Annotated in this window: 23 protein-coding genes; 14 read left to right on the plus strand and 9 right to left on the minus strand. The window is 72.3% G+C overall.

The features are described from left to right. The first annotated feature begins 115 nt into the window (after nt 1-115). From ACH4D5_RS26555 to ACH4D5_RS26575, 5 genes are all read left to right on the plus strand, one after another. Nucleotides 116-1,279, plus strand: a complete 1,164-nt coding sequence (locus ACH4D5_RS26555) for an NAD(P)/FAD-dependent oxidoreductase (protein ID WP_398307795.1) — start codon at nt 116-118, stop codon at nt 1,277-1,279. Nucleotides 1,280-1,411: 132 nt separating this feature from the next. Then, the gene (locus ACH4D5_RS26560) at nt 1,412-1,777 is read left to right on the plus strand and encodes an Rv2175c family DNA-binding protein (RefSeq protein ID WP_362992467.1); all 366 of its coding nucleotides are present in this window, start codon (nt 1,412-1,414) and stop codon (nt 1,775-1,777) included. A 99-nt stretch (nt 1,778-1,876) separates the two neighbouring features. Next, nucleotides 1,877-2,527, plus strand: a complete 651-nt coding sequence (gene thiE / locus ACH4D5_RS26565; RefSeq protein WP_398307164.1) for a thiamine phosphate synthase — start codon at nt 1,877-1,879, stop codon at nt 2,525-2,527. A gap of 103 nt (nt 2,528-2,630) precedes the next feature. After that, nucleotides 2,631-3,548, plus strand: coding sequence for a methylenetetrahydrofolate reductase [NAD(P)H] (gene metF / locus ACH4D5_RS26570; RefSeq protein WP_398307166.1), 918 nt, complete (start codon nt 2,631-2,633; stop codon nt 3,546-3,548). Nucleotides 3,549-3,599: 51 nt separating this feature from the next. After that, nucleotides 3,600-4,550 (plus strand): hypothetical protein, encoded by a 951-nt coding sequence (locus ACH4D5_RS26575; RefSeq protein ID WP_398307168.1) that lies wholly within the window; start codon nt 3,600-3,602, stop codon nt 4,548-4,550. A 10-nt stretch (nt 4,551-4,560) separates the two neighbouring features. Here ACH4D5_RS26575 and ACH4D5_RS26580 read toward each other — a convergent pair whose 3' ends face one another. The 5 genes from ACH4D5_RS26580 to ACH4D5_RS26600 form a co-directional block, all read right to left on the minus strand. Then, nucleotides 4,561-6,060, minus strand: coding sequence for a phytoene desaturase family protein (locus ACH4D5_RS26580; protein ID WP_398307170.1), 1,500 nt, complete (start codon nt 6,058-6,060; stop codon nt 4,561-4,563). Nucleotides 6,061-6,090: 30 nt separating this feature from the next. Next, nucleotides 6,091-6,705 (minus strand): DUF4126 domain-containing protein, encoded by a 615-nt coding sequence (locus ACH4D5_RS26585; RefSeq protein WP_398307172.1) that lies wholly within the window; start codon nt 6,703-6,705, stop codon nt 6,091-6,093. Nucleotides 6,706-7,069: 364 nt separating this feature from the next. Next, entirely contained in the window at nt 7,070-7,690 is a 621-nt protein-coding gene (locus tag ACH4D5_RS26590; protein ID WP_362992455.1) for a TetR/AcrR family transcriptional regulator, read from the minus strand. Between the two features lie 17 nt (nt 7,691-7,707). Further along, nucleotides 7,708-9,792 (minus strand): YhgE/Pip family protein, encoded by a 2,085-nt coding sequence (locus ACH4D5_RS26595; protein ID WP_398307174.1) that lies wholly within the window; start codon nt 9,790-9,792, stop codon nt 7,708-7,710. Further along, a complete protein-coding gene (locus ACH4D5_RS26600; RefSeq protein WP_398307176.1) occupies nt 9,764-10,585 on the minus strand; it encodes an ATP-binding cassette domain-containing protein in 822 nt (273 codons plus the stop codon). The genes ACH4D5_RS26595 and ACH4D5_RS26600 overlap by 29 nt, the downstream gene beginning before the upstream one ends. A gap of 185 nt (nt 10,586-10,770) precedes the next feature. Here ACH4D5_RS26600 and ACH4D5_RS26605 point away from each other — a divergent pair, with 185 nt between their 5' ends. From ACH4D5_RS26605 to ACH4D5_RS26615, 3 genes are all read left to right on the plus strand, one after another. After that, nucleotides 10,771-11,319: an SAV_6107 family HEPN domain-containing protein gene (locus tag ACH4D5_RS26605; RefSeq protein ID WP_398307178.1), complete on the plus strand. Its 549-nt coding sequence runs from the start codon at nt 10,771-10,773 to the stop codon at nt 11,317-11,319. 97 nt (nt 11,320-11,416) lie between these two features. Further along, nucleotides 11,417-12,253: a class I SAM-dependent methyltransferase gene (locus ACH4D5_RS26610; protein ID WP_398307180.1), complete on the plus strand. Its 837-nt coding sequence runs from the start codon at nt 11,417-11,419 to the stop codon at nt 12,251-12,253. 274 nt (nt 12,254-12,527) lie between these two features. Beyond that, complete coding sequence (locus ACH4D5_RS26615; protein WP_398307182.1) at nt 12,528-12,941, plus strand: DUF3040 domain-containing protein; 414 nt, start codon at nt 12,528-12,530, stop codon at nt 12,939-12,941. A gap of 203 nt (nt 12,942-13,144) precedes the next feature. On the opposite strand, the gene ACH4D5_RS26620 is transcribed toward ACH4D5_RS26615, so the two are convergent. The 4 genes from ACH4D5_RS26620 to ACH4D5_RS26635 all read right to left on the minus strand — a co-directional run bounded on the left by ACH4D5_RS26620 (nt 13,145) and on the right by ACH4D5_RS26635 (nt 18,791). Continuing rightward, nucleotides 13,145-15,571, minus strand: coding sequence for a DUF3488 and DUF4129 domain-containing transglutaminase family protein (locus ACH4D5_RS26620; RefSeq protein WP_398307184.1), 2,427 nt, complete (start codon nt 15,569-15,571; stop codon nt 13,145-13,147). 52 nt (nt 15,572-15,623) lie between these two features. Beyond that, a complete protein-coding gene (locus tag ACH4D5_RS26625) occupies nt 15,624-16,991 on the minus strand; it encodes a DUF58 domain-containing protein (protein WP_398307186.1) in 1,368 nt (455 codons plus the stop codon). Then, nucleotides 16,991-18,013: an AAA family ATPase gene (locus ACH4D5_RS26630; protein ID WP_398307187.1), complete on the minus strand. Its 1,023-nt coding sequence runs from the start codon at nt 18,011-18,013 to the stop codon at nt 16,991-16,993. The genes ACH4D5_RS26625 and ACH4D5_RS26630 overlap by 1 nt, the downstream gene beginning before the upstream one ends. A 220-nt stretch (nt 18,014-18,233) precedes the next feature. Next, nucleotides 18,234-18,791, minus strand: a complete 558-nt coding sequence (locus ACH4D5_RS26635; RefSeq protein ID WP_398307189.1) for a beta-class carbonic anhydrase — start codon at nt 18,789-18,791, stop codon at nt 18,234-18,236. A 419-nt stretch (nt 18,792-19,210) separates the two neighbouring features. On the opposite strand from ACH4D5_RS26635, the gene rsmH reads away from it, so the two are divergent. Genes rsmH through mraY form a run of 6 tightly spaced genes read left to right on the plus strand, consistent with a single transcriptional unit; the run spans nt 19,211 to nt 26,896 of the window. Continuing rightward, nucleotides 19,211-20,170, plus strand: a complete 960-nt coding sequence (rsmH, locus tag ACH4D5_RS26640) for a 16S rRNA (cytosine(1402)-N(4))-methyltransferase RsmH (protein ID WP_398307191.1) — start codon at nt 19,211-19,213, stop codon at nt 20,168-20,170. A 36-nt stretch (nt 20,171-20,206) separates the two neighbouring features. Further along, nucleotides 20,207-20,767: a septum formation initiator family protein gene (locus ACH4D5_RS26645; protein ID WP_398307193.1), complete on the plus strand. Its 561-nt coding sequence runs from the start codon at nt 20,207-20,209 to the stop codon at nt 20,765-20,767. Between the two features lie 5 nt (nt 20,768-20,772). Beyond that, nucleotides 20,773-22,737, plus strand: coding sequence for a penicillin-binding transpeptidase domain-containing protein (locus ACH4D5_RS26650; RefSeq protein WP_398307195.1), 1,965 nt, complete (start codon nt 20,773-20,775; stop codon nt 22,735-22,737). A gap of 19 nt (nt 22,738-22,756) precedes the next feature. After that, nucleotides 22,757-24,409 carry a UDP-N-acetylmuramoyl-L-alanyl-D-glutamate--2,6-diaminopimelate ligase gene (locus tag ACH4D5_RS26655; protein WP_398307197.1) on the plus strand — a complete coding sequence of 551 codons (1,653 nt, stop codon included), beginning with the start codon at nt 22,757-22,759 and terminating at the stop codon, nt 24,407-24,409. Between the two features lie 4 nt (nt 24,410-24,413). Further along, nucleotides 24,414-25,829 carry a UDP-N-acetylmuramoyl-tripeptide--D-alanyl-D-alanine ligase gene (gene murF / locus ACH4D5_RS26660; protein WP_398307199.1) on the plus strand — a complete coding sequence of 472 codons (1,416 nt, stop codon included), beginning with the start codon at nt 24,414-24,416 and terminating at the stop codon, nt 25,827-25,829. Next, complete coding sequence (gene mraY / locus ACH4D5_RS26665) at nt 25,826-26,896, plus strand: phospho-N-acetylmuramoyl-pentapeptide-transferase (RefSeq protein WP_125512299.1); 1,071 nt, start codon at nt 25,826-25,828, stop codon at nt 26,894-26,896. The genes murF and mraY overlap by 4 nt, the downstream gene beginning before the upstream one ends. Nucleotides 26,897-26,899: the final 3 nt, after the last annotated feature.

Below are 26,899 nucleotides of genomic sequence, written 5' to 3' on the forward strand. Positions count from 1 at the left end.
AGCCATCTGAAGCCGCCACGGGCCGCCGCCCTACAGTGATCGGGTGAGCGAGCAGCAGAGGCAGAGCGGAAATCAGCGGCACGCGGAGCGGCGCGTCGTCATCGTCGGAGCCGGCATGGCCGGGGTGCAGACCGCGGTGGCCCTGCGGGAACAGGGGTTCGCCGGCCCGGTCACCCTCGTCGGGGCGGAGCCGCACCAGCCGTACGACAGGCCGCCGCTGTCCAAGGCGGTGCTGCTCGGCAAGGCGGAGGGCTCCGCCTTCGACATCGACTTCGAGGCGCTCGGCATCGAGCTGGTCCTGGGGCGCGCGGTCACCGGCGTGCGCCCCGCCGACCACGAGCTGGACACCGCTGATGGCCCCCTCGCGTACGACGTGCTGGTCCTCGCGACCGGCGCCGAACCGATCCGGCTGCCCGGCACCGAGGGAGTCCCCGGCGTCCACCTCCTGCGCACCCTGGACGACGCCGAGCGGCTGCGCCCGGTCCTCGCCGAGCAGCAGGACGTCGTGGTCGTCGGGGCGGGCTGGATCGGCGCGGAGTTCGCGACCGCCGCGCGCGAGGCGGGCTGTTCCGTCACCGTGGTCGAGGCCGCCGCTCGGCCGCTCGCCGGAGCGCTGCCCGAGGAGGTCGCGGCCCCCATGACGGGCTGGTACGCCGACTCCGGAGCGGTCCTGCGCACCCACGCGCGCGTGGAGCGTGTCGAACCGGGCACCGTCGTCCTGTCCGACGGGACCCGGCTGCCCGCGGGCGCCGTCGTCGTCGGCATCGGGGCGCGGCCCGCGACGGCCTGGCTGACCGGCTCCGGCATCGAGCTGGGCAGCCACCGGGAGGTCGTGGCCGACGACGGCCTGCGCACGTCGGCGCCCGACGTGTACGCGGTCGGCGACTGCTCCTCCTTCCCTTCGGGAAGGTACGGCGAGCGTCTGCTCGTGCACCACTGGGACAACGCCTTGCAGGGCCCGCGCACGGTGGCGGCGAACATCATCGGCGAGACCCCCGCGGCGTACGACCCCGTGCCGTACTTCTGGTCGGAGCAGTTCGGCCGCTTCGTGCAGTACGCGGGCCACCACGCCTCGGCGGACGAGCTGGTGTGGCGCGGCGACCCGACGGGTGTGGCCTGGTCGGTGTGCTGGCTGCGGGAGGGCGCCCTGGTGGCGGTCCTCGCGGTGGGCCGCCCCCGGGACCTGGCCCAGGGCCGCAGACTGATCGAGTGGGGCGCCCGCCTCGACCCCACGCTGACGGCGGACCCTTCGGTTCCCCTGAAGAAGGCGGCACTGTAGCGGGCCCTCCAGGGGCGCGGGGAACTGCGCGACCAGCCCCCACCGGCCCGCGGTGGAGCACAGGTCCGGCCCCCGCCCCGGCCGGGGCAGCACCACCCGTCGCGGGCCCCCGGCCAGAGATACGCTGGGACGGTGACCGAGATTGACGCAAAGACTGACGCTCTTGTCCCTGCCTGGCTGCACCTCCCCGACATCGCGGAAATGCTCGATGTCGAGGTGACCCGCGTGCGCCAGCTGGTCAAGGAGGGCCAGCTGATCGCCGTACGCCGTGGGGAGAACCGGGCGCTCCAGGTGCCCGCCGCCTTCATCGACGGCGACAAGGTCGTCAAGGGCCTCGCCGGCACCCTGACGCTCCTGAGGGACGACGGCTTCTCCGACGAGGAGATGCTCGAGTGGCTCTTCACCCCCGACCCGACCCTGCCCGGCACCCCCGTGCAGGCGCTGGGCGAGAATCGCGGCACGGAGGTGAAGCGCCGCGCCCAGGCGCTCGCCGTCTGAGCAGGCGCAAGGCCGTCTGACCTGAACACACCGTCCGGCCCACCGGACCGCGTGCGATCACGCGGTCCGGTACGCCACCGACAACGGGGGGACTTCTCCATGGCCGCCGACCACCGCACCCGGCTCGCGGACGCCCGGCTCTATCTCTGCACGGATGCCCGCAAGCGGCAGGGAGACCTCCCGGAGTTCCTCGACGCCGTCCTCGCGGGCGGCGTCGACATCGTGCAGCTGCGCGACAAGGGCATGGAGGCCGGCGAGGAGCTGGCGCACCTCCAGGTCTTCGCCGACGCCGCACGGCGGCACGGCAAGCTCTTCGCGGTGAACGACCGCGCGGACGTCGCGCACGCCGTCGGCGCCGACGTGCTGCACCTCGGCCAGGGCGACCTGCCCGTCCCCGCCGCCCGCGCCATCCTCGGCGAGGACGTCCTCATCGGCCGCTCCACGCACGCCGAGTCGGAGGCCGCCGCGGCCGCCGTCCAGGAGGGCGTGGACTACTTCTGCACGGGGCCGTGCTGGCCCACGCCCACCAAGCCGGGCCGCCACGCCCCGGGCCTCGACCTGGTCCGGTACACCGCCTCGCTCGGCACGGACCGGCCCTGGTTCGCCATCGGCGGCATCGACGCGGGCAACCTGGACGAGGTGCTGGAGGCGGGTGCGCGGCGCGTCGTCGTCGTGCGTGCGATCACCGAGGCCGACGACCCCGGAGCCGCCGCCGCGGAGTTCGCGAAGCGGCTCCGCACATCCGTCTGATCAACAGCCCGGGAGTGTCCGATCCGTGGACAACAAAGCGGCAAATCGGCTAAATCCCCCAGGTCTGGTTGGGTGACCGTCGCGGCCTGGCTAACCTGCCCATATGGCCTCAGGCACAGCTTCGACCAGGACTGACCGTGCGCGCACGGTGCGCGACATGCTCGCGACCGGGAAAACGACATTTTCGTTCGAGTTCTCCGCTCCGAAGACCCCGAAGGGCCAGCGGAACCTCTGGAACGCGCTGCGGCGGGTCGAGGCGGTCGCCCCGGACTTCGTCTCCGTGACCTACGGCGCGGGCGGCTCGACGCGCACCGGCACGGTCAAGGAGACCCAGCAGATCGTCGCCGACACGACCCTGACGCCGGTCGCGCACCTGACGGCGGTCGACCACTCCGTGGCCGAGCTGCGCAACATCATCGGGCAGTACGCGGACGCCGGGATCCGGAACATGCTCGCGGTCCGCGGCGACCCGCCCGGCGACCCGCTCGGCGACTGGATCGCGCACCCCGAGGGCCTCACCTACGCCGCCGAACTGGTCGAACTCATCAAGGAGTCCGGCGACTTCTGCGTGGGCGTCGCCGCCTTTCCCGCGATGCATCCGCGCTCGCCCGACTGGGAGTCCGACACCCGGCACTTCATCGACAAGTGCCGGGCCGGCGCGGACTACGCGATCACGCAGATGTTCTTCGACCCCGAGGAGTACCTGCGGCTGCGCGACCGCGTCGAGGCGGCGGGCTGCCGGACGCCGATCATCCCCGAGATGATGCCTGTCACCAACGTCCGCCAGCTCGACCGGCTGCCGCAGCTCAGCAACGCCGTGTTCCCGGCCGAGCTGAAAGAGCGGATCCTCTCGGTCAAGGACGATCCCGCCGCTGTACGCTCCATTGGCATCGAGTTCGCGACGGAGTTCTGCGCGCGATTGCTGGCCGAAGGCGTGCCCGGTCTGCACTTCATCACGCTGAACAACTCCACGGCGACGCTGGAAATCTACGAGAATCTGGGCCTGCACCACCAGGCCTGAACGGTCGTACCCGCACCCGAGGGGCGGCGACCGTAGGGGAGAGGGGCGTACATGGGCTGGACGGTCCTCTACATCGCGTTCGGATGCGTCGCGCTGTGGCTGCTCGGCGAGGTGTTGCTGCAGTACAAGGCGAGGCTGCGCTGGCGCCTGCTCGCCTTCGTGGGCTTCCTCGGCGTCGTCGTCGGTGTGTTGATCCCGGCGGTGTGGCTCATCGGGATCGGCGCCATCGCGTTCGCCACCGGCCAGACGTACGTGACGATGTCGTTCCGCCAGGGCTTCTCCACCGGCTGGGCGCTCGGCGGGCGGCCGGGCCTGAGCAAGCGCCGCAAGCGGCCTGCGCGGGCCGCGACAGCCGTGCAGGAACCGACGCTCCAGGTCTCCGACCTGGAAGTGTCCGACGGGGGAGCGGCCGATCCGGACCTCTCCGATCCGAATGTCTCCGGCCTGGCGTACGACCAGGTTCCGCCGCCGCCCGCGCACGGCCCGGACATTCCCGCCGGCGGGATATACGACCCGGAGCCGCTGCCCGACGACACCGGGCAGTACGGCGTGTACAGCGACGCGGCCTACGCCCCGCCGAGCGCGGGCGACACCCACCAGAGCGAGGGCTACGGCTACGACGCCGCGGCCTACTCCGGCTTCGACCCGCTCCACGCTCAGCAGCACGGCCAGCAGAACTACGCGTACGACGAGACAGGCCAGCAGCAGTACGCCGCCTACTCCGACCCGTACATCGGCACGCAGACCTACGGCGCGCGGCAGAGCTACGACACCTACGGCGATCCGCAGCAGTACGCCCCGTACGGCGGCGACACCTACAGCGGCTCTCTCGGCGGTACGTACGAGGACACCCCGCCGGGCGGCGTCTGGGTGCCGCAGCAGCGCACCACCGACGACCAGTACGGCGGCGAACTGCCGCCCGAGCAGCCGCAACCCCCGTACCAGGACGGACCTCCTGGATACGACGGGCAGGGCTACAACGAGCAGCAGTACCGCTACTGAGGCACGGGGCTCACTGGGAGCCGCGGAACTCCGGGCCCTCCACGATCAGGCCCGCGACGAGCGTGCCCGACATGCCCGCGTGCGGCAGGCCGCCGCCGGGGTGCGCCCAGCCGCCGACGGCGAACAGGCCCTGGAGCCGCGTGCTGTTGGAGGGGTGCAGCAGCTTCCCGTCGGCCGCCGCGAGCGCCGGGGCCGGGACCGCGCCGCCGTCGGCGCCGGTGGCCTCCGCGATGTCGGCCGGGGTGCGGACCTCGTGCCACAGGAGGCGGCTCCGGAGGTCAGGGACCACGGCCTCGGCGCGGGATATCACCCGCTCCACGTCCGCCGGGGTGATCTCCAGGTGCGCGGGCACCGTCACCGTGAGCGTCACCGCCTCGTGCGCGCCGTCCGGCGTCAGGTCCGGGTCGTCGGGGCGCAGCACCGCGACGGTGGGCGAGGCGGGGAGTCCGGGCCGCTCACCGAAGAGGCGGTCGAGCTCGTCCTGCCGGTCGGCCGAGTGCAGCACCGTCCGCAGCGGGGTGCCCTCGGGACGCGCCCCGGACAGCGCCAGAAGCACCGTCAGCCTGCTGGGCATGCCCGAGCGCGCGGGGACGTCACCCTCCGCCCGCAGGGCCCTGCCGGGCAGCATGCCGTCCAGGAGCGTGGGGGCCACGCCGGCGACCACGAAGTCCGCGTCCGCGACGGTGCCGTCCGCGAGCTCCACGCCCGCCGCCCGGCCGTCCTTCTCCACGATCCGCGACACCGCCGAGTCGAACACGAACTCGACCCGCCGGGCGACGCACCGCTCGTACACCGCACGGGCCAGGGAGCGCATGCCGCCCCGCGCCGACCAGGTGCCGAACGTCTGCTCCAGATAGGGCAGGACGGCCGCGCTCGCCGGTGTCGCGCGGGGATCCAGGCCGTGCGCGAGGGCGAACTGCTCCAGGAGCGCGATCAGCCGCGGGTCACCGCCCAGCTCAAGATCGCCGACCTCGCTGAGCGTGACCGCGCGGCGCTCCCGGCGCAGCAGGCGTTTGAGCGGCACCGAGGGATACGGCTCACGGGCGGCGAGCACCTCCCAGTTCGGCCAGAGGGGCTCTTCCAGGAGGGGGCGGCGGGTGCGGTCCCAGGCCTCCCTGGCGCGGTTCATGAACGCCGACCAGCGCGCGCCCGCGCCCTCGCCGAGAGCCGTGTCCAGGGCCTCGCCCACGCCCGCCCGCGAGGCGTTCGGCAGGTCGGCCGCGGTGCCGTCCGCGAAGACGTGGCGCACGGCGGGCTCCACCTGGGACAGCTCCACGCACTTCTCCAGCGGCTCCTTGCCCGTCTTGACGAACAGGTCGCGGTAGACCGCGGGGAGCTGAAGCAGCCCCGGTCCGGTGTCGAAGGCGAAGCCGTCCCGCTCGACGCGGCCGAGCGCACCGCCGTACGTCGCACCGCGCTCGTACACCACCACCCGGTGGCCAGCGACGGCCAGCCGGGCGGCCGCCGTCATCGCGCCGAGACCGGCGCCGATCACCACAATCCGTGCCATGCCAGGGACTTTATCGGCAGCCACCGACAGTCACGGCGGGGGTGGCCCGGTCCGCTCCGCGAGACGCTTCTCCTCGCGCCGCTGCGCCCTGCGCCGCAGGAACCGCCGGATCCGCGAGACGAGGAAGAACAGCAGGAACAGGCCGAGCAGGAGCAGCACGGCCGCGATGATCGCGGCGGCCTCCGGGTAGAACATCGCGAAGCTGATGACGCCGCCGACGCCGAGATCCTCGGCCGTGCTCATCACGACGTTGCTGAACGGCTCCGGCGAGGTGTTGATCGCCATCCGGGTGCCGGCCTTCACCGCATGGCTGGCCAGCGCGGTCGTGCCGCCCACCGCGCCCGCGGCCAGGTCGGGCAGCGACCCGCTCTGCCCCGCGAGGAGCGCGCCCACCACGGCGCCGGAGACCGGCCGGATCACGGTGTGCGCCGTGTCCCAGACCGAATCGACGTACGGGATCTTGTCGGCGACGGCCTCGCACACGAAGAGCACACCGGCCGCGATCAGCACATCGGGCCGCTGCAGCGCCTCGGGGACCTCGTCGCTGACTCCGGTCGCGCCGAAGACGCCGAGCAACAGGACAACGGCGTACGCGTTGATCCCGCTCGCCCAGCCGCTGGTGAACACCAGGGGGAGTACGGACACGGACGTGATCGTAACCAGTCGGGGGCGAAGCGGCCTGGGGATGAGTGCGTACGCCTGAGTATCCGTACCTAGTGGGTGAGATGAGTACCCGCGCGGATGGGGCCCCACCTGCGCAGACGGAAGAGTGTGGGGCACGGAGAAGGGCGCGGTACGGGTACCGCCGACACGGGGCGGCGGAACGGTGCCGCGCCCTTGGCCGCTCCTCCCGCCGACACGGCGGGAGCGAGGTACGGGGGTGACTCGGGGGGACGACCAAACGGGGGTCGCACGGGGGTCACGGGGGGACACGAAGAAAGCGCCGGTCCGGTGCCGCCCGGTGACGGGGGACACCGGACCGGCGCCGTTGTGCGGAGTTTTCGTGTCCCTACGCGCGCGTGCCGCTGACCCGGCCCTGCAGCAGCCGCGAGAGGGCCGCGTGCACGTCGTCCAGCGAGCGCTCCGGCTGGAAGGCCTGCCAGTCCAGCGCGGCCACCAGGACCATGCCGACGAGCGCGGCGGCCGTCAGCGGGATGTCGATCTCCTCGCTCAGCTCACCGTTCTCCACGCCGGCCCGCAGCACGTCCTCGACCACCGCGACGGCCTGCTGCCTGACCACGAGCAGCGTGGACTGCCAGGCCCGGTTGGTGCGCCACAGCTCGGCGACGTACAGCTGGGTGAAGGCCGGATAGCGGTTGATGAAGACCAGACCCGCGCGGATCATCGCGTCGAGGGCGTCGACCCTGCTGCCGCCGCTCCTGTCGGCCTCCTCCGCGGCCTCCTTCAGGGAGGCGGTCAGCAGACCGACGCCGTGCCGCAGCAGCTCTTCGAAGAGGACCGATTTGCTGGCGAAGTTGTAGTAGACGGTGCCCTTCGCGACGCCGGCCCGTTCGGCGATCTCGTCGACCGTCGTGGCCGAGAAACCCTGCTCGGCGATGAGGGTGACGGCGGCCTCGTAGAGCTTCTGCCGAGTGGCCTCGCGGCGGGTGCTGACTGCACTGCTGTCCATGGTCCTGATTCTCACACTCACAGGCTCAGCTCCGGGTGCAGCCGGTCCAGGGTCCACACCTGCTTGCGGCGCGCGGAGAGCGCGGTCAGCGCGAGGGCGCCCAGGGTGAAGGCCGACAGGACCGCGCAACCCTGCCAGACAGGACCGAGGCCGCCGCCCGTGATGAGCCTCCGGAGAGCCTCGACGACGTAACTCATCGGCAGGAAGGGGTGGATCGCGCCGAAGAAGCCGGGGCTCGTCTGCACGGGGTACGTGCCGCCCGCCGACGTCAGCTGCAGCATCAGCGCGGCGAGGACGAGGATCCGCCCGGCCGCTCCGAAGCGGGCGTTGAGCCACTGCACGATCGCCGCGAAGCACGCGGTCACCAGGCAGAGGAAGCCCACCGTCCCGGCCGCCCGGACCATCTCGAGGCCGAGCCCCCAGTGCAGGACCGAGAGCAGGGCCGCGGTCTGGAGCACCCCCAGGGCCGCCACGGGCAGCCAGCCCGCGATCGCGATGCGCCACGCGGAGGCGCCCGCCGCGAGCGCGCGCCGGTTGAGCGGCTGGATCAGCATGTACGCCACCATCGCGCCGACCCACAGGGAGAGCGGGATGAAGTACGGCGCGAAGCCCGTGCCGTAGTTGGGCGCCTTGTGCAGCGACTGGGAGGCGAGCCGCACGGGGTCGGACATGACTCCGGTGCGCTCGTCACGGTCCTTCTTGTCGTAGTCCGGGATCTTCTTGACGCCGTCGTGCAGCCCGCCGGACAGCTTCGCGGAGCCGTCGGCCAGCTTGAACATGCCGCCCTTGAGGTCGCCCGCGCCGGTCTCCAGCTTGCCGATGCCGGTGTCGAGGTCGTCGGCGCCGGTCTTGGCGGTGCCCAGGCCGGTGTGGATCTTCTTGGCGCCCTTGGCGACCTTCCCCGCGCCCTTGTTGAGGTCGTTGATCTGCGTGACGGCGGTGTTCAGGTCCTCGTCGAGGTGCGGGGCGCGGTCGGCGAGCGCCTGGGACTTCTTCTGGAGCGTGGCCAGGTGCTTGTCGAGCTTCTTGACGTCGCTGTTCTGGTCCTTGATCACGGTGTTCATGTCGTCCGCGATGGTCGACACGTCCTCCGCGGCCTTCCTGGCCTTCTTGAACTCCGGGCAGCCGGGGTCGGGCACGGGGGCCTTCACGCACTGCTTCGTATAGAAGTCGTCCATGATCCGCGAGGCCTTCTCGGCGCCCTCTGCCGCGCCGGGCGCGACCTTGACCCAGGTGCCCAGGTTGCGGCGCATCGCCTTGGAGGAGTCGGCGACGAGCTGGGCCGTGTGGCCGATGCTCCTGCCGTTGTCCTTCAGGAAGGGCCGCACCTTGTCCGCCGCGCCGTTGACCCTGTCGGCCAGCTTCTGCGTGCCGTCCGCGACCTTCTTCGAGCCGTCCTCGAGCTTGCCCGCGCCCGTGTGGAGCCTCTTGATGCCCCCGGCGAGGTCGCCGCTGCCCTTCTTGGCGTCCTTCAGACCGTTCGCGAGGTCCTTGGTGCCCTTCTTCGCCTTGCCGATGCCGTCGTCCAGCTTGTCGGCGCCGTCGGCGGCCTTCTGCGTCGCTCCGTGGATGTCGGAGAACGAGATGAAGATCTTGTCGAGGAAGGAACGCGACGCCTTCGTGGACGCGGCGGAGCGCACCTCGGAGAAGACCGTCCGTGAGATCTGCCCGACGATGTAGTTGTTGGCGTCGTTCGTGTGCACCCGCAGGGCACCCGTCTCCGGAGAGTCCCCCGAACTGGACGCGATGCGCTTGCTGAAGTCCGTGGGCATGGTCAGCGACAGGTAGTACGTCCCGTCCTCCACGCCCTTGCGCGCCTCGGCGTCACTCACCTCGTGCCACTCGAAGGTCTTGCTGTCGCGCAGCCCCTCGACGATGTTGTCGCCCGCCGCGAGCTTCTTGCCCTGCGCGGTGGCTCCCTTGTCGTCGTTGACGAGCGCCACGGGAATGCGGTTCAGGTGGCCGTACGGATCCCAGAACGACCACAGGTACAGCGCGCCGTAGAGCAGGGGGAGCAGCAGGAGGGCGACGAGCGCGGCCCGCGGCAGCTTCCCCCTGCCGAAGCGCCTGAGCTCAAGCGCGGCCAGTTTCGGGGAGCGCATCCGCCGTCTCCTTGTCGTCGTCGGTGCGGAGGGTGGCGCCTGTGGGGTGAGAGGTGTCGTTGGGGTGGGAGGTGTCGGTGAGGCGGGTGGTGTCGGTGCGGACCACGACCGCGCCCTCCGGAGCCTCGCTGCACACCGCGAGGACGGTCGTCCCGCGCTCCGTGAGGGACTTCAACAACCCCCACGCCTCGGCCCGTTCGGCGTCCGACAGCTTCAGGTCGGTGTCGTCGACGCCGAGCACGCGCGGCCGGCCGATCAGGGCCAGGGCCACGGAGAGCCGCAGGGCCTCCAGCCGCTCCAAGTCGCGCACCGAGGTCCGTCGCCCCTTGGGCAGGCTCTCCACGTCGAGCCCGGCGGCGGCCAGCGCGGCCTCGACGCGCAGCCGCGTCTCCGCTGCCCGCTCGGCGCGGGGCCGCAGCAGACCGCGCAGCGGTCCGCCGAACCGCCGCTCCAGGAGCGCCCGTTCGTGCAGGTGCTCGGCGACGGTCAGGGCCGGGTCCAGGTCGGTGACGCCGGGCACGGGGCCGAGCCCGCTGATCCGGCGCACCGCGGCCAGCTGCCCGGGCAGGCGGAAGCGGCCCACGGACGCGTGGCCCTCGGTGGCACGCATACGTCCCGTGAGTGCGAGCAGAAGACAGGTGCGGCCGGAACCGGAAGGGCCCTCCAGCGCGATCAGCGACCCGGGCTCCGCTTCGAAACCGATGCCGCGGAACGCCCAGCCCCGCGGCCCCTCGAGCCCGAACTCCTCGGCGGTGACGGCGGCTCCGCGCGCGCCGTCGGTCGGACCGTCCACAGTCCCCCCTGCCCCTCCATCGAGCCGGCCTCAACGGACCGGCTTTTGAACTGACTGGTCAGTACAAAAGTAGGCCCGAACCCGCCCTCGTGGCAAAGCCCCAGGTCAGAGCCGATTGTCAGTGGCGTACTCCACGATGGGCACATACGGCCACTGCGCCGTCACACGACGACAGGAGGTTCGTCATGGCCAGCACTTCCGCAGCAGCCGCCCGCCGGCACCGCGCCGTCGGCCCTGCTCCCTCACTGACCGGCCCGGCGAGCGATGTCCACCCCGTCCTGCGCCGCGCGACCGCCCCGCCCGCCGCTCTCGAACTGCTCGCCCAGGCCCGCGCCGGAATCGACGAGGCCGCCCGCCTCGACGCCCCTCACGAGCGCTATGCCACCGCCCACCTCGCCGCCCTGCGCACCGCCGCCGCCGTCCTCGCCGCGCGCGGCCGCCCCGAGGCGACCCCGCGCCGCAGGCAGCGCATCCGCAGCGCCTGGGAAGTCCTCCCCGAAATAGCTCCCGAACTGACCGAGTGGAGCGCCCTGTTCGCCTCCGGCGCCGCCCGGCGGGCCCGCGCCGAGGCCGGCATAGCGGCCGCCGCCACCGCCCGCGACGCCGACGACCTGCTCCGCGACGTCGCGATGTTCCTGCGCATCGTCGAGCGGATGCTCGTGCTCCAGCCCGTGCTGCCCCAGCCCCGGCAGGAGCCGCAGGACGCGGGCCGGGAGCCGCCGGACGCGGGCTGACCGGCCCGTCCGTGCCCCGGGAGGCATGGCCGGGGCACGGTTCCGCAGGCAATAGGGTGGAGGCGTTCGCACCCCACGCGCCGAGGAGTCAACTGCCGTGTCGGACCCGATGCGCCCGCCCGCCTCCCACCACCACTCTCAGCCGGCGTCGCTGCGCTCCGACCCCCCTCGTCCGCGCGCTTCTCTCCGTACCGCCGTGGTCTGGGACGTCCTGAAGGACGCCCTCGACCGCCGCGTCCAGGTCACCGGCCGGGAGTCGCGCACCGAACTGGACGTGCTCGACACCGGGGGCGGCAGCGGCAACTTCGCGGTGCCGGTCGCCCGCCTCGGCCACCGCGTCACCGTCGTCGACCCCAGTCCGAACGCCCTGTTCGCGCTGGAGCGCCGGGCCGCCGAGGCCGGCGTCGCCGACCGCGTGCGCGGCGTCCAGGGAGACGTGCTCGGCCTCTTCGACGTCGTCGAGCGCGGCGGCTTCGACGCGGTCCTGTGCCACGGCGTCCTGGAGTACGTGGACGACCCCGCCGAGGGCGTGCGCCTCGCCGTGGACGCGCTGCGCCCCTCCGGCGTCCTCAGCCTCCTCGGCGCGGGCCTCGGCGGCGCCGTGCTCGCGCGGGCCCTCGCCGGGCACTTCAAGGAGGCGCAGACCGCGCTCACCGACCCGGCGGGCCGCTGGGGCGCGGGCGACCCCGTGCCGCGGCGCTTCACCGCCGAGCAGCTCACCGGTCTCGTCGAGGCCGCGGGCGTGCGCGTCGACGCGGTGCACGGCGTCCGGGTCTTCGCCGACCTGGTTCCCGGCGTCCTCGTGGACACCGAGCCGGGCGCCCTGGAGGCCCTCCTCAAGCTGGAGGCCGCCGCCGCGGAGCTGCCCGCCTTCCACTCCGTGGCCACCCAGCTGCACGTGCTCGGCGAGGTGCGGGACGCCACCGGGGCCTGAGGCGCCCGGCGGCCGACCGGCTGATCAGGGCCGCAGCCGCACATGGAGTACGCCACAGGCCCCCCGAACGGGCTACGGGCGCCGTATGATCGAGGGACACCGTTCTGCATGAGGGTTCGGCCGCTGGGGAATGCACGCTTCAGCGAGCCGGATCGGCGTGAAGGTCCGGTTTGGCGAAGTTGGCGTAGAGGGGCGGGTTTCACGGGGGCGATTCCCTGCCTATCCTGAAGGGGACCCCCGGTCGCCCCGGCGACTGCACGATGAGGAGGACTCCGTGCCGCTCTCGGAGCACGAGCAGCGCATGCTCGAGCAGATGGAGCGAGCGCTGTACGCCGAAGATCCCAAGTTCGCGACAGCGCTTGAGGGAAGCGGGCTGCGTACGTACACCCGGAAGCGGGTCTACCAAGCGGTCGCGGGCTTCCTGGTGGGTATCGCCCTTCTCATGGCCGGAATGGTCGCCCAGCAGATCTGGATCAGCGTGGTGGGGTTCCTCGTCATGCTGGGCTGCGCGGTGCTCGCCGTCACCGGTTGGCGCAAAGCGCCGAAGCCGGGCGAACAACCTTCGGGCACGGCCGCCGCGCCGGGCGGGGCCGCGGCCCCACGGCAGGCGAGGCAGCGCCGCTCAGTGATGGACCGCATCGAGCAGCGGTGGCAGCGCCGCCGCGACGAACAGCAGGGCGGTCAGTGAGCGCAGGCGCTCAGGACTGACCGAGCAGACAAGGCAATGTGTGAGGGGTGACCGCCCGGTGGGGCGGTCACCCCTCACACGTGTGTACGCACCCGCTGATGATGCGCCTCCGGGAGGGGAGGGGCGGGGCGGGGCGGGAGGCACCCCTCCCGGAGGCCCCGCCCCTCCCGGAGGCACCGCCCCCGGGAGGCCCGTCCCGGCGCTCAGCCCTCCTGCCCGGCCCGCCGCGGCAGCTTCCGCGCGACCGTCGCCCACGCCCTCGCGGCCTGTTCCCGCCGGCGCGCGCCGAACGCCGCCCACCGGTCCGAGACCGCCCACACCACCCGCGCGGCCGAACGCGGCGCGAGCGTCACGCGCAGCCGGGTGGCCCGGCCCACCGAGGCGTTCAACCCGTCCCGTACCCGCCGGACGTCCTCGGCCAGTCCGGTTGCGGGCTGCGGGCGCGGGGCGTAGAGCACCTGTTCCACCGCGGCCGCCACCCGATGGACGGCCTCCGCGGGACCCGCGGCCAGCTGTCCGACACGGACGATGCGCGCCGCGGCCTTCCGGGGGGTCAGCGACTCGTCCGGCGCGATGCCGTGGTCCCAGGCCGTATCGGTCACTTCGAGCCAGGCCGCCAGCGTCCGCGCCGCTGCCTCCGCCTCGGTGCGGCCGCCGGATCCCAGCCGCACCGCCCGGGTCCGGGTCCGCCACAGCAGGGGCAGCAGCGGTACGCCGAGGACGAGCAGCGCCGCGAGGGCGATGCCCACGATCATCCCGATGGGCGGTCCTTCACCGCCCGATCCGGTCGCGACCTGCGGGGCGGCGCTCGCGCAGCCGCCCTGCTTCTTCATGTCGGGCGGGCAGCTGTCCGACGCGGAAGGCGCCGTGGACGGCTCGGCGGACTCGGCGGGCTCCGGGGTGTCCGGGTCGCCGACGTCGCCCGAAGGGACGTCCGAACGGGTGTAGTCGGGCACCGTGCCGCGGCTCGGGGTCGGCTCGAAACGGGTCCAGCCCACGCCCTCGAAGTACAGCTCGGGCCAGGCGTGCGCGTCCCGCAGCCCGACCGACATCGAACCGTCCCCCCGCGCGGTGCCCGGCGTGAAGCCCACCGCGACCCGCGCCGGGATCCCCAGGGTCCGCGCCATGGACGCCATCGCGAAGGAGAAGTGGACGCAGAAGCCTTCCTTCTGCTTCAGGAACCGCTCGATCGCGGAGGGCCCGCTGCCCGCCCGCACCTGCGTGTTGTACGTGAAGCCGCCGTCCGAGGCGAAGTAGTCCTGGAGCTTGACCGCCTGCTCGTACGGATTCGCGGCGCCCTTGGTGACCTGCCGGGCCCTTTCGCCGACCATCGCCGGGAGCGACTCCGGCACGTCGGTGAACTCGCGCCGCAAGTCGTCGGGCGGCGCGGGCGCGGCGGCCAGCTGCTCGGCCGTGGGCTCCACGACCAGGCTCTTGACCTGGTACCGCGCGCCTCGCGTGGTCTGGCCCCGGTCGCCGACGAGGGCGCGGCCGACCGGCTCGAACCGCCAGCGGCCGCCGATCTCGACCTGGCTGGCGGGGAAGGGCATGGGCAGCCAGTTCTGCGCGTAGCTGTCGGCGGCCGAGAGGTTCGTCTGGATCTCTGTCCTGCGGACGTCGGGGCGCAGGCCGACGGGGTCGGGCAGCGGCGACGGCACGTCCTGGATGCGCCGGACGGTGGTCTTCCACGTCGTGCCGTCGAACTGGTCGAGCGAGACGATGCGCAGATAGAGGTCGTTGGTCGACTCGGCGTTCGTACGGTACGAGAGGACCTCGCGGTCCTCCGGCTGGTTCAGGCTGTCCTGGAGCGCGACCAGCGGGTTCACGGCCGAGATCGTGCCGCCGCCGCCCGACCCGCCGCCCCCCGGGCCGCCGGAGCCGTCCAGCAGGCCACCGTCCAGGGCGGGCAGCGCGAGCGGCACCACCAGGGCGATGCCGAGGGCCACGGCCCCGATGCGCCGTCCCGTGCGGACCGGGGCGAGCGCCCCGCTGTTGCTCTCCAGACCTCCGGAGACCCGGCCCGGCGCGCGCGCCGCGCCGCCGAACACCCGGCCCCACTGCGAGAGCCGGTCCCGCCCCTCCGCCAGGAGCAGCAGCAGATAGCCGGCCGCGGCCAGCAGGAACCACAGCCATCCGGCGCCGCCGTCGGAGAGCCCCGCCGCGACCGAGTACAGGGCGAGCAGCGGAAGCCCGGCGGGGGCCGCGGTGCGGAACGTCACCGCGAGCGCGTCCACCGCGAGGCCGATGACCAGGACACCGCCGACCAGCATCAGCCGTATGCCGTCGCTGAGGGGCGCCGGGATCATGTACTTGCTGACGTCGTTGCCCCCGGCCTCCAGGAGCAGGCCGAACCGCTGGAAGACCTCGGGTCCGGGCACGATCCCCGCGAGGGCCTGTTCACGGGCGAAGACCAGCGTCAGCAGGAAGAGCGACACCAGCGCCTGCACCGCCACGGTCAGCGGCCTGGCCAGCGGCACCCGCCGGGCCAGCGCGCCCACCCCGCTCTGGAGCACCAGCAGGATCACCGCCTGCAGGAACCACGTCGCCGGGTCGACCAGCGGCAGCAGCGAGCCCGACGCCATCAGGGTGGCCGCGGTGGCGCACACCGCGAGCCGCGCGCGCCCGCTCATGACCGTTCCCCCACTGTCTTGCGTCCCCCCGCTGCCGTACGTCCCCGGCCGCTCATGCCCATCCCCCGGTCGTCGTGTCCGCCGCGGGCGCGGGGCCCGCGCTCGTGCGGGCGTGGTCCGCCTGCCGCCACAGGTCCGCGAGGTCCGCGCCCGGCGGGACGGCGAGGGCCGTCCAGCCCGCCTCCCGGAGCATCCGCACGCGCGCGTCACCGGCCTCGGACGGCGGGGCGCCCTGGCCCTGCGCCCAGGCCGCGCTGTCCAGCACGAAGGCGACCGCGGCGCCGCTGCGCTGGCGCATCTTGGCGACCACCGCCGCCTGCTCCTCCGCCAGGTCGCCGAGGAAGGCGACGAGAAGCCCTTCGTTCCCGCCGCGGAGCACGTCGTAGGCCCGGGAGAGCCCGGCGCCGTCCGAGTGGTCGATCACCGCGAGGGTGTCCATCATCAGTCCGGCCGCGTCCGCCGACTCCTGGCCGGAGCCCGCGAAGCCGTCCGAGCCCTCGCCCGGCACGGAGGTGCCGGCGTCGGTCAACAGGCGCACCGAGAAGCCCCGTTCGAGCATGTGCACCAGGGCGGACGCCGTGCCCGACACCGCCCACTCGAAGGCCGAGTCGGGCCCCGCGCCCCGGAAGCCGACGCCCCGGGTGTCCAGGAGCACCGTGCAGCGGGCCCGCTGGGGCTGCTCCTCGCGGCGCACCATCAGCTCGCCGTAGCGCGCGGTGGAGCGCCAGTGCACCCGGCGCAGGTCGTCGCCGTGCCGGTACCCGCGCGGGATGACGTCGTCCTCGCCGGCCAGCGCCAGCGAGCGGTTCCGCCCGTCGCCGTACCCCTTCGCCTCGCCGGTGAGCCGCACCGGTGGCAGGGCCGTCACGCGCGGGATGACCGTCAGCATGTCGTACGTCGAGAAGGAGCGCGTCAGTTCGCACATCCCGAAGGGGTCCGTCAGGCGCAGTTGCAGGGGCCCCAGCGGATAGCGGCCGCGCAGGTCGGAGCGGACGCGGTAGGACACCTCGCGCCGCCCGCCCGCCTCGACGCGGTCGAGCACGAAGCGGGGCCGCGGCCCGAGCACGTACGGCACCCGGTCCTGGAGCATGAGCAGGCCGGTGGGCAGCCGCGAGACGTTGTCCATCCGCAGGTGGACGCGGGCCTCCGAACCGGCGGGCACGCGCGCGGGGGAGAGCCTGCGGCTGCCCGCGACGCGGTAGCGGGTGCGGAACAGGACCGTCGCGCACACCAGCGGCAGCACGGCGAGCAGCAGTCCGACGCGCAGCAGGTCGCTCTGGCCGAGGACGTAGGCACAGACGGCGGCGGCGACGCCGGCCGCCAGGAAGGAGCGGCCGCGGGTGGTCAGGCCCGCGAGGGCCGTGCGCACCCCGCCCTTCTCGTCCTCGGCGGGGCCCGCCGGGCTCCCCCCGAGGGCCATCACAGCCTCCGGGCGCCGGGCGGCTGCTGGTCGAAGTAGGCGCCGGTGCCCGGTGGCGTGGCGGCGGGCACCGGGGTGCGCTGGAGGATCTCCAGGACGACGGACTCGGCCGTACGGCGGTTCAGCTGGGCCTGGGCCGTGGGCAGCAGGCGGTGCGCGAGGACGGCGACGGCCAGTGCCTGCACGTCGTCCGGCAGGGCGAACTCGCGGCCGCTGAGCGCGGCGGAGGCCTTGGCGGCGCGCAGCAGGTGCAGCGTCGCGCGCGGGGACGCGCCGAGTCTGAGGTCCGGGTGGTTGCGGGTCGCGCCGACCAGGTCCACCGCGTACCGCCGGACGGGATCGGCCACGTGGACCGTGCGCACGGCGTCGATGAGCTTCACGATGTCGTGCGCGTGCGCCACCGGCTGGAGGTCGTCCAGGGGCGAGACGCCGCCGTGGACATCGAGCATCTGGAGCTCGGCCTCGGGCCCGGGATAACCGATCGAGACCCGCGCCATGAAGCGGTCGCGCTGCGCCTCGGGCAGCGGGTAGGTCCCCTCCATCTCGACGGGGTTCTGGGTGGCCACGACCATGAACGGGCTGGGCAGTTCATAGGTCTGCCCGTCGATGGTGACCTGGCGCTCCTCCATGGACTCCAGGAGCGCGGACTGCGTCTTCGGAGACGCGCGGTTGATCTCGTCGCCGATCACGATCTGCGCGAAGATCGCGCCCGGCTTGAACTCGAAGTCCCTGCGCTGCTGGTCGAATATGGACACGCCGGTGATGTCCGACGGCAGCAGATCCGGTGTGAACTGGATCCTCCGCACGGAGCAGTCGATGGACCGCGCCAGCGCCTTGGCGAGCATGGTCTTGCCCACGCCCGGCACATCCTCGATGAGCAGGTGCCCCTCCGCGAGGAGCACGGTCAGCGAAAGCCGTACGACCTCTGGCTTGCCCTCGATCACACCCTCCACCGACCTGCGGACACGCTCCGCTGTCGTGGTCAGATCTGTGAGGCTCGCTCGATCGTCATAGGTCGTCACCCGGCCCTCCTCGGCCCTTCCCCGCACTCCCAAGGAGCAGGGGATACCCCAGTCGGGCCGCCACTCAAGCGTGCGACCCGGTACACCCCGAATTCACGGGCGCCACACATGAATGGTTCTGCGTGATGCCACCCCCGCATTGTTGTTGGGCATACCGGGTCGTGTCACTCGCCTGTGGATAACTGGCGGCGATTTGTCGGATCCTATGACGCTTTGTCCGTCACGCGGGGTGGATCTCCCGCAGCAGACCCGTCTTCACGTCGAAGACGAAGCCCCGGATGTCGTCGGTGTGCAGCAGGAACGGCGAGGTCCGCACCCGCTCCATCGACTGTCGCACGTCCTGGTCGACGTCGCGGAAGGACTCCACCGCCCACGTCGGCCGCTGGCCGACCTCGTTCTCCAGGTCCTGGCGGAACTCCTCGGTGAGGGTCTCGAGGCCGCAGCCGGTGTGGTGGATGAGGACCACGCTGCGGGTGCCGAGCGCGCGCTGGCTGATGGTCAGGGAGCGGACGACGTCGTCGGTCACCACACCGCCCGCGTTGCGGATGGTGTGGCAGTCGCCCAGTTCGAGGCCGAGTGCCTCGTGCAGGTCGAGACGGGCGTCCATGCACGCGACGACGGCGACGCGCAGGACGGGGCGGGCGTCCATGCCGGGGTCGGTGAACTCGGAGGCGTATTTCGCGTTCGCGTCCACGAGGCGGTCGGTGACCGTCCCCGCGGCTATGTCGCCGAGGGGCTCAGCGGGCGTGTTATCCGGGGAGGCTGCGGAAGTCGACATGGCTAAGACGTTAATGCGCGTTGATCGTCCCGGCCCGCTGTGAGGAGGGACAAAGAACGTCAAAGACTCTTGTTGTGAGCTAACCCACAGGCCGGCCGGAGTACGGCCGAACGGGTGAGCCCACCGGCTCCGCACCCCTGTCGCGGCCGGTCCGCGACGCGCAGGCCGGTTGATTGACCGGGCGACACGGTGGACTAAAGTGACGCGAAGCGGGAGACGTGACCTGCTCCCTGCTGGACCGCACATCCCGGGGATTCCCAGAATCCCCCCACGTGCGCGGCGCGTACGTACGGCTCGGCCTCCTCCCGCTCCCGGTCGGCTGACGCCACTTCCCCGGCGCCAGCAGTCCATTCCCCTTCACGGAGCGGGTGGGGACCCGGCGGTGCGTGCGCACGCCGCGCCGGACCTGAGAGGGCCCCTTGAGCGACAACAGCCGACACGTCCCGGTGATGCTCCAGCGGTGCCTGGACATGTTGGCCCCCGCGCTCGCCGAGCCGGGCGCCGTCGTCGTCGACTGCACCCTCGGACTCGGCGGCCACAGCGAGGCCCTCCTCGCCACCTTCCCGGCCGCCCGCCTCGTCGCCCTCGACCGCGACAAGGAAGCGCTGCGCCTGTCCGGCGAGCGGCTCGCCCCCTACGGCGACCGGGCCACCCTGGTCCACGCGGTCTACGACGAACTCCCCGACGTGCTCGACCGCCTCGGCATCCCCCGCGTCCAAGGCGTCCTCTTCGACCTCGGCGTCTCCTCCATGCAACTCGACGAGGCCGACCGCGGCTTCGCGTACGCCCAGGACGCCCCCCTCGACATGCGCATGGACCAGACGACCGGCATCAGCGCCGCCGAGGTCCTCAACACGTACGCACCGGGTGAACTGGTGCGGATCCTGCGCCAGTACGGCGAGGAGAAGCAGGCCAAGCGCATCGTGAGCGCCGTCGTCCGCGAACGCGAGAAGGAGCCGTTCAGCAACAGCGCGCGGCTCGTCGAGCTCATCCGCGACTCGCTGCCGCAGGCCGCCAAGCGCACCGGCGGCAACCCCGCCAAGCGCACCTTTCAGGCCCTGCGCATCGAGGTCAACGGCGAGCTGAGCGTCCTGGAACGGGCCATTCCCGCAGCGGTCCAGGCACTCGCCGTCGGCGGCCGGATCGCCGTCCTCTCGTACCACTCGCTGGAGGACCGCCTGGTCAAGCAGGTGTTCGCGGCCGGCGCCGCGAACACCGCACCGCCCGGCCTGCCCGTCGTCCCCGAGCGCTACCAGCCGCGGCTCAAGCTTCTGACGCGCGGCGCCGAACTCCCCACAGAGGAAGAGGTCGCCGAGAACCGCAGGGCGGCCCCCGCCCGGCTGCGGGGCGCGCAGCGCGTACGCGAAGACGTCCGCTGAGCAGCACCCGCTGATCAGAGTCCGCGAGGAGGCTCCATGAGCAAGAAGCCCGAGTTGCGGGGGAGGGCCGCCCGCCTCGCACGGCTGCTGCCCCAGGGCCCGACCCAGGCCGCGCGCACGCCCTTCGTCCTCCTCGTCGTCGTGCTCCTCGGCGGCGGCCTGATCGTGCTGCTCATCCTGAACTCCTCCCTCAACGAAGGCTCGTTCCAGCTGAGCGAGCTGAAGAAGGAGACCAAGGAGCTCACCGAGGAGGAGCAGGAGCTCCAGCGCGAAGTGGACGGCTATGCGGCCCCCGACGCCCTCCAGCGCCGCGCCCGTGAGCTCGGCATGGTCCCCGGCGGCGACCCGGCCTTCCTGGACCCCGACGGAACCGTGCGCGGCGTGCCGGGCGCCGCGGCCCGCCCCTCGTCGCTGGGGTACCCCGCGCCGCGCCCGCAGGAGGTCGCGTCCCCCGCGGCGACCGTCTCGATCCCGGTCGCACCCCCCGTGCCGCCACCGGCCCCGGACTCCACGGTGTCCGCCCCGCCGCCCGCCCCCACCCCCGCCGCCCAGGCGCCCGCGCAGCCCGGCCTCCCCACGACGACCTCCGGCAGGTGACGCAAGTGCCCGACAGGGAACCCCCGCGGCGCCGGGTGCCAGGACCCGCGAAGCCCGTCCGCCCGGCCAAGGCAAGCGCCCCGCGCCGCCCCGCGCCGGGCGGCCGCCCCGCAGCCCGCAGGCCCGCCGCCAAGGGCAAGGCCAAGGCCCGCACCATCCGCCTGGGCAGCCCACGGCCGCGCCTGCGCATGGTCAGCCTCGGCCTGACGCTGGTGATGCTCGCCTTCGTCGTACGGCTGCTGCAGGTGCAGGCCGTCGACGCCAGCGCGTACGCCGCCAAGGCCGAGAAGAACCGCTACTTCACCCACACCCTGGCCGCCGAGCGCGGGCGCATCACCGACCGCGCCGGCGTCGAACTGGCCGCCAGCGTGGACGCGTACGACATCACGGCGGACCCCACGCTGTTCACGCCGAAGGAGATGAAGACCGACGACGCGCCCGAGCAGGCGGCCGCGCTGCTGGCCCCGATCCTCGACAAGGACGTCGCCGAGCTCACCGCGAAGCTCAAGACCCCCAAGACGCGTTACGTCCTGCTCGCCCGCCGCCAGAGCCCCCAGGTGTGGAAGCAGATCAAGGACCTGCGCGGCGCCCTCGCCGAGAAGGCGGGCACCGACCCCGCATCGCCGAACGTGCTTGCGGGCGTCCTCGCAGACCCGAGCAGCAAGCGGGTCTATCCGAACGACGACCTCGGCGCCGGGATACTGGGCTGGGTCAACTCCGACGGCAAGGGCGCGGGCGGCCTGGAGGCACAGCTCGACAAGCAGCTGGCCGGCGAGGACGGCAAGGTCCGCTACGCCCAGTCCGGCGGCCGCCAGGTGCCGACGGCGGGCTCCACGGAGACACCGGCCGTGCCCGGCTCCGACGTCGAGCTCACCATCGACCGCGACATCCAGTGGGCAGCGCAGAACGCCATCAGTGAGCAGGTCAGGAAGTCCCAGGCCGACCGTGGCTACGTGATAGTGCAGGACACGCGGACCGGCGAGGTCCTCGCGATGGCCAACGCCCCCGGCTTCGACCCGAACGACCTCTCGCGGGCCGACGGCGCCGCCCTCGGCAACGCCGCGCTTCAGGACGCCTTCGAGCCGGGCTCCACCGCCAAGGTCATGTCGATGGCCGCCGTCCTGGAAGAGAACGCCGCCACGCCCGGCACGCACGTGACGGTGCCCAACCGGCTGCACCGCGGCGACCGCCTCTTCCAGGACGACATCGACCACCCCACCTGGCACCTGACGCTCAACGGCGTGCTCGCCAAGTCCTCCAACATCGGCACGATCCTCGCCACCGGAGAGCTCGGCAGGACGCAGAAGGAGGCCAACCGGGTCCTCTACTCGTACCTGCGGAAGTTCGGCCTCGGCAAGGAGACCGGGCTCGGCTTCCCCGGCGAGACCTCCGGCATCCTCGCCCCCGCCGACAAGTGGTCCACCTCGCAGCAGTTCACGATCCCCTTCGGCCAGGGCGTATCGATCAACGCCATGCAGGCCGCCTCGGTCTACTCGACCATCGCCAACGGCGGCGTACGCGTCGAACCCACCCTGGTCCGCGGCACCAAGGGCCCCGACGGCCGCTTCACGCCCGCGCCGAAGCCCAAGAAGACCCGGGTGGTGAGCGAGAAGACGGCGAAGACCGTCTCGCAGATGCTCGAATCCGTCGTCGACGACGAAGAGGGCACCGGCACCAAGGCCCGCATCCCCGGCTACCGCGTCGCGGGCAAGACCGGTACGGCCAACCGGGTCGACCCGGCGACCGGCCGCTACAAGGGCTACACCTCGTCGTTCGCCGGCTTCGCGCCCGCCGACAAGCCGCGCGTCACGGTCTACTGCGCCATCCAGAACGCCACCAAGGGAAGCTACTTCGGCGGCCAGATCTGCGGACCCATCTACAAGGAAGTCATGGAGTTCGCCCTCAAGACGCTCCAAGTACCGCCCACCGGAAGCGGCCCGGCCCGCCTTCCGGTGACCTTCAAGCCCTGAGACCCACCAGGAACAGCTCGTGACAACCATCACGCCAGGCTCGGGGAACCACCCCCCGGCACGCCCCTCACTTCGCTCCGAGAGGGGTACGCCCGGTACGCTCACCGCCGTGCCACACGCTGATCAGTCCCAAACCACCCAGAAGGGCGTTCCCGTGACATATCCGGGACCGCCGCGGCCGGACCGGGTCTCCCCGACCTCGCTGACGGAGCTCGCAGGCCAGCTGGGCGTCGCCGACCCGGGCAGTGCGCAGATCACGGGTATCACGCACGACTCGCGCGCTGTGCGGCCCGGCGACCTCTACGCCGCGCTGCCCGGCGCCCGGATGCACGGCGCCGACTTCGTCGCGCAGGCCGCCGACCTCGGTGCCGCCGCGGTGCTCACCGACCCGACCGGCGCCGAACGCGCGGCCGTGACCGGACTGCCGGTCCTGGTCGTCGACGACCCGCGCGGCAGCATGGGCGAGCTGGCGGCGACGGTCTACGGCCACCCCGGCCGCGACCTGCTGCAGATCGGCATCACCGGCACGTCCGGGAAGACCACCACCGCGTACCTCATCGAGGGCGGCCTCAAGGGCGTCCGCTCGACCGGCCTCATCGGCACGGTCGAGATGCGCATCGGCGACGAGCGCATCAAGTCGGAGCGCACCACCCCCGAAGCCACCGACCTCCAGGCGCTGTTCGCGGTGATGCGCGAGCGCGGCGTCGAGGCGGTCGCGATGGAGGTCTCCAGCCACGCGCTGGTGCTCGGGCGGGTGGACGGCTGCGTCTTCGACGTCGCCGTCTTCAACAACCTCAGCCCGGAGCACATGGAGTTCCACTCCGGCATGGAGGACTACTTCCAGGCCAAGGCGCAGCTGTTCACCAAGCACCGCTCGCGCCTCGGAGTGGTCAACTTCGACGACGAGTACGGGCGCCGGCTCATCACCGAGTCGGAGGTGCCCGTCACCACCTTCTCCGCCGAGGGGCACCCGGACGCCGACTGGCGCGCCGAGGACGTCGAGGTCGGGCCGCTCGACTCGACGTTCGTCGCGGTCGGCCCCGCCGGCGAGCGGATCGCCGCCAAGTCGCCGCTCGCCGGCCCCTTCAACGTCGCCAACACCCTCGCCGCGATCGTCTCGCTGGCCGTCGCGGGGATCGACCCGCAGCAGGCCGCCGACGGCATCGGCGCGGTGCCCGGCGTGCCGGGCCGCCTGGAGCGCGTCGACGCGGGCCAGCCCTACCTGGCCGTCGTCGACTACGCCCACAAGACGGACGCCGTCGAATCGGTCCTGCGCGCGCTGCGCAAGGTCACCGAGGGCAAGCTGCACATCGTGCTCGGCTGCGGCGGCGACCGGGACAAGACCAAGCGGATGCCGATGGGCGCGGCCGCGGCCCGCCTCGCCGACACCGCCGTACTGACCTCCGACAACCCCCGTGGCGAGGACCCCCTCGCGATCCTCGCCACGATGCTCGCCGGCGCCGCCGAGGTCCCGGCCCACGAGCGCGGCGACGTCGCCGTGTTCGAGGACCGCGCCGCCGCCATCCGCGCGGCCGTCGTCCGCGCGCGGCCGGGTGACACCGTCCTCGTCGCGGGCAAGGGCCACGAGCAGGGACAGGACATCGCCGGGGTGGTGCGTCCCTTCGACGACCGCCAGGTACTTCGCGAAGCTATCCAGCAAACCCAGGGATGAAGTTGTGATCGCCCTCTCCCTCGCCGAGATCGCCACCGTCGTCGGCGGGCAGACGTACGACATACCGGATCCGGCCGTCCAGGTCACCGGACCCGTCGTCCGGGACTCCCGTGAGGTGGAGCCCGGCAGCCTCTTCGTCGCCTTCGTCGGCGAGCGCGTCGACGGCCACGACTACGCGGCGGACGTCGTCGCGGCAGGCGCCGCGGCCGTCCTCGCCTCGCGGCCCGTCGGCGTGCCCGCCGTCGTCGTCGACGACGTGCAGGCGGCCCTCGGAGCCCTTGCGCGCCACGTCGTGGAGCGGCTCGGCGCCACCTTGGTGGCGCTGACGGGCTCGGTCGGCAAGACCAGCTCCAAGGACCTCCTCGCGCAGGTGCTCCGGCGCAAGGCGCCCACGGTCTTCACGCCCGGCTCGTTCAACAACGAGATCGGCCTGCCGCTGACCGCGCTCAGCGCCACCGACGAGACGCGCTTCCTCATCCTCGAGATGGGAGCGCGCGGAATCGGCCACATCCGGTACCTCACCGGACTCACCCCGCCGAAGATCGGGCTCGTCCTGAACGTCGGAACCGCCCACATCGGCGAGTTCGGCGGACGCGAGCAGATCGCACAAGCGAAGGGTGAGCTGGTCGAGTCGCTGCCCGCGGACGGCGCCGCGGTCCTCAACGCCGACGACCCGCTCGTCCGCGCGATGGCGTCGCGCACGAAGGCGCGCGTGATCCTCTTCGGAGAGGCCGAGGACGCCGACGTACGCGCGGAAAATGTCCGGCTCACAGAGAACGGACAGCCCGCTTTTACGCTGCACACACCCTCCGGGTGCAGCGACGTGACCTTGCGGCTGTACGGTGAGCACCACGTGTCGAACGCGCTTGCCGCGGCCGCCGTCGCCCATGAGCTGGGCATGTCCGTGGACGAGATCGCCCTCGCGCTCTCCGAGGCGGGCACGCTGTCCCGCTGGCGGATGGAGGTCACCGAGCGCCCGGACGGCGTGACGGTCGTCAACGACGCCTACAACGCGAACCCCGAGTCCATGCGAGCCGCTCTGCGCGCGCTCGCGGCCATGGGCAAGGGGCGCCGTACGTGGGCGGTGCTCGGTCACATGGCCGAGCTCGGGGACGAGGGTCTCGCCGAGCACGACGCGGTCGGACGACTTGCCGTCCGGCTCAACGTGAGCAAGCTCGTGGCAGTCGGGGGCAGGGAAGCGTCCTGGCTCCAACTGGGCGCATACAACGAGGGTTCGTGGGGTGAGGAGTCGGTGCACGTGTCCGACGCACAGGCGGCGATCGACCTGCTGCGCAATGAACTGCGCCCAGGTGACGTCGTGCTGGTGAAGGCGTCCAGGTCGGTCGGTCTCGAGAAGGTCGCCACGGCGCTGCTCGACGACGCCGCGGTGTCTTCTGAGGGGCAGGTCTCCGGCCGATGAGGCAGATCCTCTTCGCGGGCGTGATCGGGCTCTTCCTGACCCTGGTCGGTACCCCGCTGCTGATCAAGCTCCTGGCCCGCAAGGGCTACGGCCAGTTCATCCGGGACGACGGCCCGCGCGAGCACCACAGCAAGCGCGGTACGCCGACCATGGGTGGTATCGCCTTCATCCTGGCCACGCTCATCGCGTACTTCCTCACGAAGGTCATCACCGGCACGGAGACCACGCTCTCCGGCCTCCTGGTGCTCTTCCTGATGGCGGGCATGGGCCTCGTCGGCTTCCTCGACGACTACATCAAGATCGTCAAGCAGCGTTCGCTCGGTCTGCGCGCCAAGGCGAAGATGGCCGGCCAGCTGATCGTCGGCATCGGCTTCGCCGTGCTCGCGCTGAACTGGCCGGACAACCGGAACCAGACGCCGGCCTCCACCAAGCTGTCGTTCGTCACGGACTTCGGCTGGTCGATCGGCCCGGTCCTGTTCGTGGTCTGGGCGCTGTTCATGATCCTCGCGATGTCGAACGGCGTGAACCTCACCGACGGTCTGGACGGCCTCGCCACCGGCGCCTCCGTGATGGTCTTCGGCGCCTACACCTTCATCGGTGTCTGGCAGTACCAGGAGTCCTGCGCCAACGCGACGACGCTGACCAACCCGCAGGCGTGCTTCGAGGTCAGAGACCCGCTCGACCTCGCCGTGGTGGCCTCCGCACTGATGGGCGCCTGCTTCGGCTTCCTGTGGTGGAACACCTCGCCCGCCAAGATCTTCATGGGCGACACCGGCTCGCTCGCCCTCGGCGGCGCGCTCGCCGGCCTCGCGATCTGCTCCCGCACGGAGCTGCTCCTCGCGCTGCTCGGCGGCCTCTTCGTCCTCATCACCATGTCGGTCGTCATCCAGGTCGGCTCGTTCCGGATGACCGGTAAGCGGGTCTTCCGGATGGCGCCACTCCAGCACCACTTCGAACTCAAGGGGTGGTCCGAGGTCCTTGTGGTGGTCCGCTTCTGGATCATCCAGGGCATGTGCGTGATCGTCGGCCTCGGTCTCTTCTACGCGGGATGGGCAGCCGAAAAGTGACCT

The organism is Streptomyces sp. NPDC018029, assembly GCF_044327655.1.
Taxonomy (GTDB): Bacteria; Actinomycetota; Actinomycetes; order Streptomycetales; family Streptomycetaceae; genus Streptomyces.